13 protein-coding genes are annotated in these 15,754 nt (G+C 60.6%); 7 read left to right on the top strand and 6 right to left on the bottom strand.

The window, feature by feature from the left end:
* Nucleotides 1-23: 23 nt before the first annotated feature.
* The 5 genes from AB4N41_RS06340 to AB4N41_RS06320 all read left to right on the top strand — a co-directional run bounded on the left by AB4N41_RS06340 (nt 24) and on the right by AB4N41_RS06320 (nt 7,704).
* On the top strand, nt 24-320 hold the full coding sequence (locus AB4N41_RS06340; protein WP_016772865.1) for a hypothetical protein: 297 nt from the start codon (nt 24-26) through the stop codon (nt 318-320).
* A 274-nt stretch (nt 321-594) separates the two neighbouring features.
* Nucleotides 595-2,400, top strand: coding sequence for a phenylacyl-CoA dehydrogenase (locus tag AB4N41_RS06335; RefSeq protein ID WP_024014564.1), 1,806 nt, complete (start codon nt 595-597; stop codon nt 2,398-2,400).
* 191 nt (nt 2,401-2,591) lie between these two features.
* Nucleotides 2,592-3,881: a GGDEF domain-containing protein gene (locus tag AB4N41_RS06330; protein WP_039757672.1), complete on the top strand. Its 1,290-nt coding sequence runs from the start codon at nt 2,592-2,594 to the stop codon at nt 3,879-3,881.
* Nucleotides 3,882-3,971: 90 nt separating this feature from the next.
* Nucleotides 3,972-5,768, top strand: coding sequence for an acyl-CoA dehydrogenase C-terminal domain-containing protein (locus tag AB4N41_RS06325; protein ID WP_252877007.1), 1,797 nt, complete (start codon nt 3,972-3,974; stop codon nt 5,766-5,768).
* 157 nt (nt 5,769-5,925) lie between these two features.
* Complete coding sequence (locus AB4N41_RS06320) at nt 5,926-7,704, top strand: acyl-CoA dehydrogenase C-terminal domain-containing protein (protein WP_041476717.1); 1,779 nt, start codon at nt 5,926-5,928, stop codon at nt 7,702-7,704.
* A 228-nt stretch (nt 7,705-7,932) separates the two neighbouring features.
* Here the strand turns inward: AB4N41_RS06320 and AB4N41_RS06315 are convergent, their stop codons facing one another.
* A complete protein-coding gene (locus tag AB4N41_RS06315) occupies nt 7,933-8,847 on the bottom strand; it encodes a LysR family transcriptional regulator (protein ID WP_150743545.1) in 915 nt (304 codons plus the stop codon).
* 169 nt (nt 8,848-9,016) lie between these two features.
* On the opposite strand from AB4N41_RS06315, the gene AB4N41_RS06310 reads away from it, so the two are divergent.
* Together AB4N41_RS06310 and AB4N41_RS06305 are read left to right on the top strand one after the other, a co-directional pair.
* The gene (locus tag AB4N41_RS06310) at nt 9,017-10,243 is read left to right on the top strand and encodes an aspartate aminotransferase family protein (RefSeq protein ID WP_252877006.1); all 1,227 of its coding nucleotides are present in this window, start codon (nt 9,017-9,019) and stop codon (nt 10,241-10,243) included.
* A gap of 192 nt (nt 10,244-10,435) precedes the next feature.
* Nucleotides 10,436-10,594, top strand: a complete 159-nt coding sequence (locus AB4N41_RS06305) for a YqaE/Pmp3 family membrane protein (protein ID WP_003228885.1) — start codon at nt 10,436-10,438, stop codon at nt 10,592-10,594.
* Between the two features lie 142 nt (nt 10,595-10,736).
* Here AB4N41_RS06305 and AB4N41_RS06300 read toward each other — a convergent pair whose 3' ends face one another.
* From AB4N41_RS06300 to pqqB, 5 genes are all read right to left on the bottom strand, one after another.
* Complete coding sequence (locus tag AB4N41_RS06300) at nt 10,737-12,536, bottom strand: alpha/beta hydrolase family protein (RefSeq protein ID WP_252877005.1); 1,800 nt, start codon at nt 12,534-12,536, stop codon at nt 10,737-10,739.
* Entirely contained in the window at nt 12,502-13,674 is a 1,173-nt protein-coding gene (gene pqqE, locus AB4N41_RS06295) for a pyrroloquinoline quinone biosynthesis protein PqqE (protein ID WP_095181401.1), read from the bottom strand. The genes AB4N41_RS06300 and pqqE overlap by 35 nt, the downstream gene beginning before the upstream one ends.
* A complete protein-coding gene (pqqD, locus tag AB4N41_RS06290; RefSeq protein ID WP_056786642.1) occupies nt 13,646-13,921 on the bottom strand; it encodes a pyrroloquinoline quinone biosynthesis peptide chaperone PqqD in 276 nt (91 codons plus the stop codon). The genes pqqE and pqqD overlap by 29 nt, the downstream gene beginning before the upstream one ends.
* Nucleotides 13,918-14,670: a pyrroloquinoline-quinone synthase PqqC gene (gene pqqC / locus AB4N41_RS06285; protein WP_039757691.1), complete on the bottom strand. Its 753-nt coding sequence runs from the start codon at nt 14,668-14,670 to the stop codon at nt 13,918-13,920. The genes pqqD and pqqC overlap by 4 nt, the downstream gene beginning before the upstream one ends.
* Nucleotides 14,671-14,809: 139 nt before the next feature.
* Nucleotides 14,810-15,721, bottom strand: a complete 912-nt coding sequence (gene pqqB, locus AB4N41_RS06280; RefSeq protein WP_252877004.1) for a pyrroloquinoline quinone biosynthesis protein PqqB — start codon at nt 15,719-15,721, stop codon at nt 14,810-14,812.
* Between the last annotated feature and the right edge of the window lie 33 nt (nt 15,722-15,754).

The raw sequence follows: 15,754 nt of genomic DNA, 5'->3' as shown, positions 1-15,754 counted from the left end.
CCTTTGCAAGGATGAGAGCGACTATGGAAATCTCCGGTAACACAGCTTTTTATGCGGGGCTGAGCTCGATTCAGTCCGGGCAGAACCGCGTCGATCAGGCCGCCAGCCAGATCGCCAACAACACTATCGAACGTTCGGTGACCAGCCAGTCGTCCGAAGTGCAGGTCAATCGCCTGCGCGGTGTGGATCGCGCACAAGAATCGGATCTAGCGAGCAATATCGTCGAGCTGTCGCAGGGCAAGATCCAGGCAGAGTTGGGTGTGAAGGTGGCCAAGGCATCCGACGAAGTGCTCGGGACGATCATCGATACCTTCGCCTGATCGAATTTGTTGTAGACCCCGAAACGCCGCGCCCTGTCGCGGCGTTTTTCGTTTAAGTCCTTCTTGCTCAACTAATCTTTTTACAACGCCCGTGGCTTACGTGAAGTCGCGGCGATTTCTCGTCTCCGGCATTTGGAGAGCGTGATGACGAACGGCAAAAGATCGATGCTTGACAAGATTTCGGCGTAAACGTATGTTTCAAACAACTGTTTGACCGTCACAACAATTCAACACGGTCGTTCATTCCCGGTTACATCAGCAGAGGTTTATCGCTATGCCTGACTACAAGGCCCCCTTGCGTGATATTCGCTTCGTTCGTGACGAACTGCTCGGCTACGAAGCGCACTATCAGAGCCTGCCAGCGTGCGCAGACGCCACGCCGGACATGGTTGACGCCATCCTCGAGGAAGGCGCCAAGTTTTGTGAGCAGGTACTGGCGCCGCTGAACCGCGTGGGCGACATCGAAGGCTGCACCTGGAGCGAGTCCGGCGTGAAAACCCCGACTGGCTTCAAAGAGGCGTACAAGCAATTCGTCGAAGGCGGCTGGCCAAGCCTGGCGCACGACGTTGAGCACGGCGGTCAGGGCCTGCCTGAGTCGCTGGGTCTGGCGGTGAGCGAAATGGTCGGCGAAGCCAACTGGTCTTGGGGCATGTACCCAGGTCTGTCGCACGGTGCGATGAACACCATCTCCGAGCACGGCACCCCAGAGCAGCAGGAAGCCTATCTGACCAAACTGGTCTCCGGCGAATGGACCGGCACCATGTGCCTGACCGAACCGCACTGCGGCACCGACCTGGGCATGCTGCGCACCAAGGCCGAGCCTCAGGCCGACGGTTCCTACAAAGTTTCCGGCACCAAGATCTTCATCTCGGCCGGTGAACACGACATGGCCGACAACATCGTCCACATCGTACTGGCGCGTCTGCCGGATGCTCCGGCTGGCACCAAAGGCATCTCGCTGTTCATCGTTCCAAAGTTCCTGCCAAACGCCGATGGCACCATTGGCGCGCGCAACGCAGTGAGCTGCGGTTCGCTGGAACACAAGATGGGCATCCACGGCAACGCCACTTGCGTGATGAACTTCGACGGCGCCACCGGTTACCTGATCGGCCCGGCGAACAAAGGTCTGAACTGCATGTTCACCTTTATGAACACCGCTCGCCTCGGTACCGCACTGCAAGGTCTGGCTCACGCCGAAATCGGCTTCCAGGGCGGTCTGAAATACGCTCGTGATCGCCTGCAAATGCGCTCGCTGACTGGCCCGAAAGCGCCGGACAAAGCCGCTGACCCGATCATCGTCCACCCGGACGTGCGCCGTATGCTGTTGACCATGAAGGCGTTCGCCGAAGGCAACCGCGCGATGGTCTACTTCACTGCGAAGCAGGTCGACATCGTCAAATACGGCGTTGATGAAGAAGAGAAGAAGAAGGCCGACGCACTGCTGGCGTTCATGACCCCGATCGCCAAAGCGTTCATGACCGAAGTCGGTTTCGAAGCCGCCAACCACGGCGTGCAGATCTACGGCGGCCACGGCTTCATCGCCGAGTGGGGCATGGAGCAGAACGTTCGCGACAGCCGCATTTCGATGCTGTACGAAGGCACCACCGGCATCCAGGCCCTCGACCTGCTCGGCCGCAAAGTGCTGATGACTCAAGGCGAGGCTCTGAAAGGCTTCACCAAGATCGTCCACAAGTTCTGCCAGACCAACGAAGGCAACGAAGCCGTCCAGGAATTCGTCGCGCCGCTGGCTGCACTGAATAAAGAGTGGGGCGAGCTAACCATGAAGGTCGGTATGGCTGCCATGAAAGATCGCGAAGAAGTCGGCGCGGCCTCCGTGGATTACCTGATGTACTCCGGTTATGCCTGCCTGGCCTACTTCTGGGCAGACATGGCACGTCTGGCTGCGGAAAAACTGGCTGCCGGCACCAGCGACGAGGCGTTCTACACCGCCAAGCTGCAAACCGCGCGCTTCTACTTCCAGCGCATCCTGCCGCGTACCCGTACGCACGTGGCCACTATGCTGTCGGGTGCTGGCAACCTGATGGACATGAAGGAAGAAGACTTCGCGCTGGGCTACTAAGCCTTAACGCAGTCTGACGAAAACCGCTGCTCCCGTTAGGGGGCAGCGGTTTTTTTGTTTGCGGATCGCTCAGATAGTCGAGCTTCCGGCCGTTACAGAGACCGTGTGTGATCTGGATCACATTGTATGGGCTTGGCCGCACTTTGCAGGCACAATGCCATCTCTTTGCTATGACGGGTCGGAGCTTACCCTTGCCGCGTTCTTCCGCTGTACGTTTCAGCCATTTCCTGCCATCACTGCTGTTATTGCTTGCGGGGCTGGCGGCTGCGTACGTCAAAGACCTCAGCGTATTCTTCACATCGCTGTTCAACGTCCTGCCGACATTGGTTCTGCTCCTCGGTGGCGCGTATTGCGCGGTGTATCGACGTCAGCGCGAACTGTTTCTGATGCTGACGGTGTACATCGCCTACTTTCTGCTGGACACCCAGACAGATTTCTACCGCGACAACGGCAAGGTCCGCGAAGACGCTGCGGTGGTGTTTCATCTGGTCTGCCTGCTGCTGCCGTTGTTGTTCGGATTATTCGCCGCATGGCAGGAACGTACCCATCTGTTTCAGGACATGGTCGCGCGCTTTGCCGTGCTGCTGGCATTTGGCAGCGTGGCGCTGGGACTGGAGCAAAGTTACCCACAGGCGCTGCTGCTGTGGTTGTCGGAGATCCGCTGGCCGGCGCTGCATGGGGCATGGATGAGTCTCATCCAGTTGTCCTATCCGGTGTTCATCTCGGCCTTCCTGCTTCTGGCCTGGCAATACTGGCGCAACCCGCGCCCGTTGCACGCGGCGCAACTGGTTGGCTTGCTCGGTGTGTTCTGGATGCTGCCGAAGACCTTCATTCTGCCGTTCACCCTGAACATCATGTGCAGCCAGGTGATGCTGATGATCGCCGCCGCCGTTGCGCATGAGGCCTATCAAATGGCCTTCCGCGACGAGCTCACCGGCCTGCCGGGACGACGTGCGCTCAACGAACGTATGCAGCGCCTGGGGCGCAACTATGTGCTGGCGATGAGCGACGTCGATCACTTCAAGAAATTCAACGACACCCATGGCCACGATGTCGGTGACCAGGTGCTGCGCCTGGTCGCCAGCAAACTGTCGAAAATCAGCGGTGGCGGTAGGGCGTATCGCTACGGCGGTGAGGAATTTGCCTTGGTGTTCGCAGGCAAGACCCTTGAGGAGTGCATGCCGCACCTGGAAGTGATCCGTGAATCGATTGCGTCTTACAGCATTCAGTTACGCAACCAGGAAAACCGCCCGCAGGATGATCAGCAAGGTCGCCAGCGGCGCAGCGGTTCCGGGGCTTCGGCGGTGTCGGTGACGGTGAGTATCGGCGTCGCCGAACGTGTCGAGCAGCGCACCCCTGAAGAAGTGCTCAAGTCCGCCGACCAGGCGTTGTACAGCGCCAAGGGCGCCGGGCGTAACTGTGTCATGGCGTTCGGGCAGAACCGCCGTGGCGCGGTGCGCATGGACGCTGCTGCGGGTTGAGTGATGACGGCGCATTCAGCGCCTGCACAGTGATTGCCGCGGGTGGTGGCCAGCAGTAGGTTGAACAAATCTGCTGACGGAGAAGCCACCATGCCCGAGTACAAAGCTCCCCTGCGCGACATGCGCTTTCTGATCGATCACGTCTTCGACTTCCATACCAACTACGCCACTCTCGGCGCGCATGACGCCAGCCCGGACATGATCAGCGCGATCCTCGAAGAAGGCGCGAAGTTCTGCGAGAACGTGCTGGCCCCGCTCAATCGCAGCGGCGACGAAGAGGGCTGCCATTTCGACAACGGCGTGGTTACAACGCCTACAGGCTTCAAGCAGGCCTTCGCACAATATGTCGAGGGCGGCTGGCATGGGTTGGCGGCCGATCCGGCTTACGGTGGCCAAGGGTTGCCGAGCTCGCTGGGGCTGGTGATCAGCGAAATGGTCGGTTCCAGTAACACGTCCTGGGGCATGTACCCGGGCCTGACCCATGGCGCGATGTCGGCGATTCACGCTCACGGTACCGCCGAACAGAAAGACACCTACCTGAGCAAACTCACCGCTGGCCAGTGGACCGGCACCATGTGCCTGACCGAAGCCCACTGCGGCACCGATCTGGGCATCATCAAGACCCGCGCGGTGCCACGGGCCGACGGCAGCTACGCGATCACCGGCAGCAAGATTTTCATTTCCGCCGGCGAGCATGACCTGAGCGACAACATCATCCATCTGGTCCTGGCCAAGCTGCCGGACGCACCGGCCGGAACCAAGGGCATTTCCCTGTTTATCGTGCCCAAGTTCCTGCCCGATGCAGCAGGCGAAGCGGGAGAGCGCAATGGCGTTTCCTGCGGCTCGATCGAGCACAAGATGGGCATCAAGGCTTCAGCCACCTGCGTGCTGAACTTCGATGCCGCCACCGGTTACCTGATCGGCGAGCCGAACAAGGGCCTCAACTGCATGTTCACCATGATGAACCACGCGCGGCTCGGCACCGGCATGCAGGGGCTGTGTCTGGGCGAGGCGAGTTTTCAGGGTGCGATCAAGTACGCCAACGACCGCCTGCAGATGCGCGCGCTGACCGGCGCCAAGGCCCCGGAAAAACCTGCCGATCCGATCATCGTCCACCCCGATGTGCGGCGCATGTTGCTGACCATGAAAGCCTTCAACGAAGGCAACCGCGCGCTGACCTATTTCACTGCGCAGATGCTCGATGTTGCGCACCTGAGCAGCGATGCCGATGCGCGTCAGGAGGCCGAAGACCTGCTGGCGTTCCTCACGCCGATCTGCAAGGCGTTCATGACCGACACCGGGCTGGAAGTGACCAATCACGGCATGCAGGTATTCGGCGGCCACGGCTTCATTCGTGAGTGGGGCATGGAGCAACTGGTGCGCGATTGCCGGATTGCGCCGATCTACGAAGGCACCAATGGCATTCAAGCGCTCGACCTGCTCGGGCGCAAGGTGCTGGGCAGTCAGGGCAAGCTGCTGCGCGGCTTTACCAAAATCGTCCACAAGTTCTGCGCAGCGAACGCCGAACATGCGCAGCTGGGCCGCTTCGTCGCGCAACTCAACGGGCTCAACCAACAGTGGGGCGACCTGACCATGAAGGTCGGCATGGCGGCCATGAAGAACCCGGACGAAGTCGGTGCTGCGTCGGTGGATTATCTGATGTACAGCGGCTACATCATCCTGGGCTACCTGTGGCTGCGCATGGCGTTGGTTGCTCAGGCACAGCTGGAGGCGGGCGAGGGTGAGGCTGATTTCCTCAAGGGCAAACTGGCGACGTGCGAGTTCTACTTCAAGCGCTTGCTGCCGCGTACGGCTGCGCATCAGGCGGCGATCGAGGCGGGGAGTGATTGTTTGATGAATCTGCCGGCGCAGGCGTTTGCTTTGTAGAGCAGATCGAAAGATCGCGGCGATCTTTTTCCGGTGACCAAAAATAACAAATCAGTCACCGGTTGACCCTATGTGTCGCAAAAGTTGTTGAGGTACACTCCGGATCAACGAAAACATCATTCCACGAACCACCTGTTTAGATCTTGCGAGGTTTGCCATGGCTGACTACAAAGCGCCGCTGCGCGATATGCGCTTCGTCCTCAATGAAGTGTTCGAAGTCGCCAAACTCTGGGCCGAGCTGCCGGCGCTGGCCGAGACCGTCGATGCCGAAACCGTTGAAGCGATTCTCGAAGAGGCCGGCAAGGTCACCAGCAAAAGCATCGCGCCACTGAGCCGTGCTGCTGACGAGGAAGGTTGCCATTGGGCGGACGGTGCCGTCACCACGCCGGCCGGTTTCCCACAGGCCTATCAGACTTATGCTGAAGGCGGCTGGGTCGGTGTTGGCGGCGATCCGGCCTACGGCGGCATGGGCATGCCCAAAGCCGTGTCGGCGCAGGTCGAAGAAATGGTCAACTCCGCCAGCCTGGCGTTCGGTCTGTACCCGATGCTGACCGCCGGCGCCTGCCTGTCGATCAATGCCCACGCCAGTGAAGAACTGAAAGCTGCGTACCTGCCGAACATGTACGCCGGCATCTGGGCCGGTTCCATGTGCCTGACCGAGCCGCACGCCGGCACCGACCTGGGCATCATCCGCACCAAAGCCGAACCTCAGGCCGACGGTTCCTACAAGGTCAGCGGCACCAAGATCTTCATCACTGGTGGCGAGCACGACCTCACCGAAAACATCATTCATCTGGTACTGGCCAAGCTGCCTGATGCCCCGGCCGGTCCAAAAGGCATTTCGCTGTTCCTGGTACCGAAGTTCATGGTCAATGCCGACGGCAGCCTCGGTGCGCGCAACCCGGCCAACTGCGGTTCGATCGAGCACAAGATGGGCATCCAGGCTTCGGCGACCTGCGTGATGAACTTCGACGAAGCCGTCGGCTATCTGGTCGGCGAGCCGAACAAAGGCCTGGCGGCGATGTTCACCATGATGAACTACGAGCGCCTGGGCGTTGGTATTCAGGGCCTGGCCACGGGCGAGCGCTCTTATCAGAACGCTGTTGAATATGCGCGCGACCGTCTGCAGAGCCGTTCGCCGACCGGCGCGCAGAACAAGGACAAAGTCGCCGACCCGATCATCGTCCACCCGGACGTGCGACGCATGCTGCTGACCATGAAAGCCTCGAACGAAGGCGGCCGTGCGTTCTCCACGTATGTGGCGATGCAACTGGACACCGCCAAGTTCAGTGAAGACGCGACCACCCGCAAGCGCGCGGAAGATCTGGTGGCGCTGCTGACGCCGGTAGCGAAAGCTTTCCTGACCGACCTGGGTCTGGAAACCACTGTCCACGGCCAGCAGATCTTCGGCGGCCACGGCTACATCCGCGAGTGGGGCCAGGAGCAACTGGTGCGTGACGTGCGCATCACCCAGATCTACGAAGGCACCAACGGTATTCAGGCGCTGGACCTGGTCGGGCGCAAGATCGTTGGCAGTGGCGGCGCGTTCTACCAGCTGTTCGCTGACGAGATCCGCCATTTCACCGCAACCGCCAGTGCTGATCTGGGCGAGTTCACCAAGCCGTTGAACGATGCCGTCGACACCCTCGACGAGTTGACCGCGTGGCTGCTGGACCGGGCGAAAAACAATCCGAACGAAATCGGCGCGGCCTCGGTCGAATATTTGCAAGCGTTCGGCTACACCGCTTACGCCTACATGTGGGCGTTGATGGCCAAAGCCGCGCTGGGCAAGGAAGCGCAGGAGGATTTCTACGCGAGCAAGCTGGGCACCGCGCGCTTCTATTTCGCCCGTCTGCTGCCGCGTATCCACTCGTTGAGCGCGTCGGTCAAGGCCGGTAGCGAGTCGCTGTTCCTGCTGGATGCGGCACAGTTTTGATCCTGTAGACGTCATGTAAGCATTTGCTTACGTGACGTGCTGCTGTTCTCCCATATCCGTATATTGGATCCACGGCTAATCTACATTTCATGGACGTCGCGCAGGAAGCGCAAAGTAAACAACACGGACACGTAGGATTCTGCCAGGGTGGCGGAGTGAAATGGATGTCAGGGAAACAGTCTGCAAAGCCCCGCTTCGGCGGGGTTTTCTTTTGCCTGAAGAAAAGTTTCAGGCGAGCGGATCAAGGGGCGGCTTCGTTTCGCGGTCGATCACCTCTTCAAGCAATGTCCGCAGCAATGCCAACGAGGCCTGCTGGCGTTGCACATCACGGCACACCAGGCCAACTTGCAACGGCACCCGTGGTTCGCTCAGCGGTTTCCATAGCAGATCTTCATCGTCATATTCCTTTTGCGAACGTCCCGGCAGCACCGTTGCCAGCCTGGTGTGCGGCAGGCTATCGAGAATCCCCAGCATAGTGTTCAACTCGGCCTGCACCTGCGGGCGTCGTCCGAGGCTGGTCAGTTGTGCCTGCCAGATCTGTCGGATCTGGAACTCTTCGCCGAGCAGCAACATGGGCAGCTCAGCAGCCTGGCGCATCGAGACCTTCTTGAACTCGCGCAAGGGATGGTCCGCCGGGATGACCAGCGTCAGTTCATCTTCGTACAGCAACACACCGTGCAGACCGGGTTGGCGCGGTGGCAGATAGCTGATGCCGATGTCCAGGGAACCATTGAGCAGACGCCGTTCGATTTCCAGCCCGGTCAGTTCATAGATTTGTACCACCAGATGCGGCTGCGCCTTGCGCACACGCTCGAGCATCTGCGGCACAAGGCTGGTGTGCACCGTTTGCAACACACCGATCGCCAGTGTGCGCAGTGCCTGACCCTTGAAACTACCCAACGCCTCGCGCGCCCGCTGCAAGCCATCGAGCAATGGCAACGCGTGGTTGTACAGCGTATGCGCAGCGAGGGTCGGCAGCAGGCGTTTACTGCTGCGTTCGAACAGGGTTACGTCGAGGTTCTGCTCCAGCTGACGGATCTGTTGCGACAGCGCCGGTTGCGAGATCGACAAGCGCTCAGCCGCACGGCCGACATGGCCTTCTTCGTAGACCGCGACGAAATAACGCAGTTGTTTGAAATCCATAAGTAGCGCTTATCGAAATGGCTGAGAAATCGAAATGGCCTGAAGCCGTTTGCGCGCCTAGTCTAACCGCATTCACAAGGCTTGCAGGGCCAGAAAGCGTGACGAATTCCATTTGCTTCGTTCGTGATTACATAGGCAGTTCAAAAAACCTCCAGCGAGGTTTTTCCGCATGAATCTGTTCAGTTTGCGGCGTCAGACGCCGAGTCTGGATGACCTCTGCTTCGAGGCGGGGCCATCCGCTATGACCGACCATCTCAATGCCCAACGCCTGATGCCCAGTGTCGAGCGGCCGCATCAAGTGTTCGTTCGCGGCCAGGGTTCATGGCTATGGGACAGCAACGATCGCGCCTACCTCGACTTTTCCCAGGCCGGCGGCGCCAACAGCCTTGGCCACAGCCCCACGGCGCTGGTCAAGGCCATCGCCAATCAGGCCCAGGCGCTGATCAATCCAGGCTTCAATCTGCGTAATCGCGGCATGCTCAGCCTCGCCGAACGTTTGTGTGCCAGCACGTCCAGCGATCAGGCGTACCTGCTCAACAGTAGCAGCGAGGCTTGTGAGGCGGCGATCAAACTGGCGCGCAAATGGGGGCAGCTGCATCGCGGCGGCGCCTCGCGGATCATCATGGCTGAGCAGGGTTGTCATGGCCGCAGTCTGGCGACGATTGATCGAGTGCCATTCAACGACCTGCCGGCGCTGCATGCGGCGGTGGACGCGCAGACCGTGGCGATCATGCTGGAGCCGATCCAGAGCGATGCCGGGGTCATTCCCGCGACCGGGCACTACCTCAAAGGGGTCGAGCGACTGTGTCGTGACCTGGGCATTCTGCTGATTCTCGACGAAGTGCAGACCGGTATCGGCCGCTGCGGCAGCTTGCTCGCCGAACAGTCCTACGGCATTCGCGGCGATATCGTCGTGCTCGGCAAAGGCCTTGGCGGCGGCTTGCCATTGGCGGCTTTGCTGGCGCGGGGCACGGCCTGCTGTTTCGGCGTTGGCGAATTGGGCGGCACTCATCACGGTAATGCACTAATGACGGCGGCCGGTCTGGTAGTGCTCGACAGCATCCATGACCGCAGCTTTCTCCAGCAGGTTAACGACAGCGGCCAGCATTTGCGCGAAGGCCTTGCGCGACTGGCGCACCGCTACGGCCACGGCGAGTTGCGCGGCCAAGGCCTGTTTTACGGGTTGACGCTGTCCGACGAATGCGCCGACGCCGTCGTCCATGCCGCACTTCACGAAGGCCTGATATTGAACGCCGCGCAGCCTGACTGCCTGCGCTTCACCCCGGCCCTCACTGTCAGCAAAGCCAACATCGACGAAATGCTCCTGCGCCTGGGCCGCGCCTTCTCGCGAGTGCGCACCGCCCAAGTGCAATGTCGCAAGGGCATTGCCGTGTGAGCTGAGCAGCCCCAACCGATTACCCGAACCGTCTCGCGGTATAACGCACGCCCCACGCCTGATTCTTTTGGCGTGGGGCGTTTTTTTGTGGTGCTGGCGATCAAATAGCAAGCGTAATGAACCCTGACGAACGGCGCGTGTCGATTAGCTTGTATGGCTCAAGTGAGCCAACCCCCATTCAGGAGCTGCCCCATGGATTTCATTCGTATCATCATCGCTATTCTGTTGCCGCCACTGGGCGTGTTTCTGCAGGTCGGGTTTGGCGGGGCGTTCTGGCTGAACATTCTGCTGACGCTGTGCGGCTACATTCCAGGGATCGTGCATGCGGTGTATATCATCGCCAAGCGTTGAGTCCAGTGGCGTCTGATCAATAGCTATCGCGGGCAAGCCCGCTCCCACAGTGTTATGAGTGATCACAATTTTTGTGTACACCAAATAACCTGTGGGAGCGGGCTTGCCCGCGATTGGAGCGACGCAGTCTCAAAGTGAGGGCTCAGTCAGTTAGCCCCATCACCCGCCGATAAAACGTCCACTCCTGCTCCAGCGCATGTGCCTGGTTGGCCGCGCGGCGGAAGCCGTGGCGTTCGTCAGGGTAGTAATGCGCCTCGACCGGGATGCCGTTGTGCTCCAGCGCCGCGACCATGTCGCGGGTTTGTTGCGGCACGACCACCGCGTCCAGTTCACCTTGAAAGAAAATCACCGGCACGCGAATGTTGTCTGCGTGCAGCAGTGGCGTGCGGGAGGCATAGCGTTCGGCATCTCCTTCGGGATCGCCGATCAGCCAATCCAGATAATCGCCCTCGAACTTGTGCGTGGCCCGGGCCAACGCGACCGGATCGCTGACGCCGTAGAGGCTGGCGCCTGCGCGGAAAACCTGCCTGAACGCCAGTGCACACAACGTGGTGTAACCACCTGCACTGCCACCGCGAATGAACGCGCGGTCACCATCGATCAAACCTTGGCCAGCGAGATAGCTGACCACCGCGCAGGCATCCTCGACATCCACCTCGCCCCAGCGCAGATGCAGCGCTTGGCGATATTCGCGACCATAGCCACTGCTGCCGCGATAGTTGAGGTCGGCGACAGCAAAGCCGCGCTGGGTCCAGTACTGGATGCGCGGATCGAGGATCGGATAGCACGCCGACGTCGGGCCGCCGTGGATAAACACCACCAGCGGCGGTTTCGCTTCACCGCTCATGGCCGGGTAGAAGAAACCATGCGCCTCGCCGGAGCCGCTCGGATAACGCAAGGTCTGCGGACGGCTGATGCCTTCGGCAGGCAATGGAGCCACGCCGCCAGCGAGGATTTTCACGGCATGCGAGACACGATCAATGGCGATCACTGCCGACGGGCTGGTCGGCGATGCAGCGATGCAATAGATGAATTGTTGATCCATCGCCAAGTGGCGGAAGCGGCTGTAGTCACCGCTGAAATCTTCACTTCCAAGGGCCAGGCGACCGAAACCATCCTCGCTCCAACTGGCTAAAAATTGATCACCGACAGGCAGCCACGTGCAGCCGCCTAGCTGCCACGGCGCGGGCGCGTGATCGGCCGCGACGCTGGCCAGCGCTTTCAGGCCATCGGTCGTTTCGCCCCACGGCTGCCAGTAGCCGTCACGGTCCGTCAGGCAATAGAGCCGCCCATCAGCGTCGAATCGCGGCTGCTGGATCGACTCCTCCATCTGCGTACCGGCAACACAGCGAGGCGCAGAAAAATCGCCTTGCGCGACCATCAAGCGCGTCGAGGTCCACGGCTGATGCGGGCGACTCCACTCGATCCACGCCAGCCGCTGGCCATCGGGGCTGAGCGTTGGTGACGCATAAAAATCCGCACCCTCGGCCAGCACCTGTCGCGTACCGGTCGCCAGATCAATTGCCACCAGGCGATGCCGATCCTGCTGCTCTTCAACCGCCAATACCCGGCCAGCGGCGAATTGCAGATCGCCGTAGCGGCAGTCAGTCGACGTCAGCGCAACCGGCTCGCCATCCAGCGCCTGCCGATACATCTGCTGATCCGCTTCATTGACGAAAACCACCCCGTCAGGCGCCAGACAAAACGCACCACCGCCATATTCGTAAACGCGGCTACGCACGCTGAAACCGTCCGGCGTCAGACGTTTCGCTGCGCCATCGCGCCAATGCCAGATTCGGCACGCGGCATCCTCGGGGCGGTATTCATTCCAGAACACGCCATGGGCGCCGAGCTGCAGTTCGGCGAAGTCGGTTCCGGCGGCGACGGCCTGGGCGGCGCTGAAAGGCTCAGCCCTTGGCGATGAGGCGTGAGTTTCGTTCATTGCGAAAGGCCAATTGTTCGATGGTTTGAGTGGCGGTCTCGGCTTCTTCGCGGGCCTTGAGGATCACGCCGTGATGTTCGGACTTGCTGCACACCGGGTCGGCATTACTGGCGTCGCCGGTGAGCATGAACGCCTGGCAGCGGCAGCCGCCGAAGTCTTTTTCTTTCTCGTCGCAAGAGCGGCATGGCTCGGGCATCCAGTCGTAACCGCGAAAACGGTTGAAGCCGAACGAGTCATACCAGATGTGTTGCATGCTGTGATCGCGCACGTTGGGAAACTGCACCGGCATCTGGCGGGCACCATGGCAGGGCAGGGCGGTGCCGTCCGGGGTGACGGTCAGGAAGATGCTGCCCCAGCCGTTCATGCAGGCTTTCGGGCGTTCTTCGTAATAGTCCGGAGTGACGAAAATCAGCTTGCACGGATGCCCTTCGGCTTCCAGTCTGGCGCGGTATTCGTTGGTGATGCGTTCGGCGCGCACCAGTTGCTCCTTGGTCGGCAGCAGGCCAACACGGTTGAGCTGCGCCCAGCCGTAGAACTGGCAAGTGGCGAGTTCGACGAAGTCGGCCTCCAGCGCAATGCACAGTTCGATAATGCGGTCGATCTTGTCGATGTTGTGCCGATGGGTGACGAAGTTCAGCACCATCGGATAACCGTGGGCCTTGACTGCGCGAGCCATTTCCAGCTTTTGCGCAAAGGCCTTTTTCGAACCGGCGAGCAGGTTGTTCACTTGCTCGTCGCTGGCCTGAAAACTGATCTGGATGTGATCGAGCCCGGCCTTTTTGAAGTCGCTGATTTTCTGCTCGGTCAGGCCAATGCCGGAGGTGATCAGGTTGGTGTAGAAACCCAGCTGCCGCGCTTCATGGATCAGTTCGGCCAAGTCCTGACGCACCAGCGGTTCGCCCCCGGAAAAGCCCAATTGCGCCGCGCCCATCTCCCGCGCTTCGCGGAACACCTTGATCCATTGCTCGGTGGTCAGCTCTTTGCCCTGCTCGGCGAAATCCAGTGGGTTCGAGCAATACGGGCATTGCAGCGGGCAGCGGTAGGTCAGCTCGGCGAGCAACCAAAGGGGCAGGCCGACTTCAGGTTTCGGCGGTACTTGCACTGACGAATCAGGCAAGTTCGATCCAGTGCTGCGCACGGGCAACCTCCATGAATTGCTCGATGTCGTCACCGAGCTCGGGCACGCCGGGGAACTGCTCGTCGAGTTTGGCAATGATCGCCGCGACATCGCGTTCACCATCAATCAAGCCGCCGATCAGTGCGGCGCTGTCGTTGAGTTTGATCATGCCTTCAGGGTAGAGCAGCACGTGACCCTTTTGCGCCGGCTCGTATTGGAAGCGATAGCCCGGGCGCCAGCTCGGCACTTTGCTGCGGTCGAAACTCATAAGATGATTCCTTTATGCCAGACCCGTTGTTCGGTCACGCTGTGATACGGCGGACGGTTCAGTTCGTAGGCCATGCTCATGGCATCGAGCATGCTCCAAAGAATGTCCAGTTTGAACTGGAGAATTTCCAGCATGCGCTCCTGGCCTTCGCGGGTCTTGTAGTGCTCGAGGGTGATCGCCAGCCCATGTTCGACGTCACGCCGCGCCTGACCGAGGCGGGTGCGGAAATATTCATAACCGGCCGGGTCGATCCATGGGTAATGCTGCGGCCAACTGTCCAGACGCGACTGGTGGATCTGCGGCGCGAACAGTTCGGTCAGCGAGCTGCTGGCGGCCTCCTGCCAACTGGCGCGACGGGCGAAGTTGACGTAGGCATCGACGGCGAAACGCACGCCGGGCAGCACCAGTTCCTGGGAGCGCAATTGGTCCGGATCGAGGCCAACAGCCTGGCCCAGACGCAGCCAGGCTTCGATGCCGCCATCTTCACCGGGTGCGCCGTCGTGGTCGAGCAGGCGCTGAATCCACTCGCGGCGGATTTCCCGATCCGGGCAATTGGCGAGGATCGCTGCGTCCTTCAGGGGAATGTTCACCTGATAGTAGAAGCGGTTGGCGACCCAGCCCTGAATCTGCTCGCGGGTCGCACGGCCTTCGTACATCGCCACGTGGTAAGGGTGGTAGATGTGGTAGTAGGCGCCCTTGGCGCGCAGGGCCGCTTCGAATTCGGCGGGGGACAGCGGGGTGTCGGTCATGTCTGTTCTCCGGGAACAACCCTGGAAATCTCTGGTGTCTGTGCTGGCCTCTTCGCGAGCAGGCTCGCTCCCACAGTTGATCGCATTCCATTGTAGGAGTGAGCCTGCTCGCGATAGACCGCGCAGCGGTCTCGATTGCTTAAAGCACGATACTCATGCCATCAAACGCTACTTCAACGTCACGCCGCGCCAGTTCGGCACGCTCCGGCGAATCCTCGTCGAGGATCGGGTTGGTGTTGTTGATGTGGATAAGTACCTTGCGCTGCTCGGGCAACTGCTCCAGCACTTCGAGCATACCGCCGGGGCCGTTCTGCGCCAGATGGCCCATCTCGCGACCGGTGCGGGTGCCGACGCCACGGCGCTGCATTTCATCGTCATCCCACAGCGTGCCGTCGACCAGCAGGCAATCGCTGCCCGCCATGATTTCCAGCAACGGCGCATCGACCTTGCCCAGCCCTGGCGCGTAGAACAGCTTGCCGCCAGTGTTGAGGTCTTCAACGATCAAACCGATGTTGTCGCCCGGATGCGGATCGAAACGGTGCGGCGAATACGGCGGCGCGGCGCTGCGCAACGGCAACGGGGTGAAACGCAGATTCGGGCAGGCGGCTACGGTGAAGCTCTGGTCGAGCTCGATACGGTTCCAGTCCAGCCCGCCGTTCCAGTGGGTGAGCATCTTGAACAGGGGAAAACCGGTGCTCAGGTCTTCGTGAACCATGTCCGTGCACCACACCTGATGCGGGCAGCCTTCGCGCAGACTCAGCAGGCCGGTGGTGTGGTCGATCTGGCTGTCCATCAGGATGATCGCGCTGATGCCGGTGTCGCGCAGGGCCCGGCCCGGTTGCATCGGGGCGAAGCTTTGCAGTTGCGCGCGGATGTCCGGCGAGGCATTGCACAGCACCCAGTTCACGCCGTCATCGGAAATGGCGATGGACGATTGGGTGCGGGCCTTGGCATTCAGGCTGCCGTCGCGAAAGCCTGCGCAGTTGACGCAGTTGCAGTTCCACTGCGGAAAACCGCCACCGGCGGCCGAACCCAGAATCTGGACGAACATGAACGCTCCATCATTTCAACGCGGAAAATAAAA

It is taken from the genome of Pseudomonas sp. S2_A10 (genome assembly GCF_054668465.1).
Note: the sequence above shows the minus strand (reverse complement) of the source record. Positions and strands in the feature narration are given on the sequence as shown.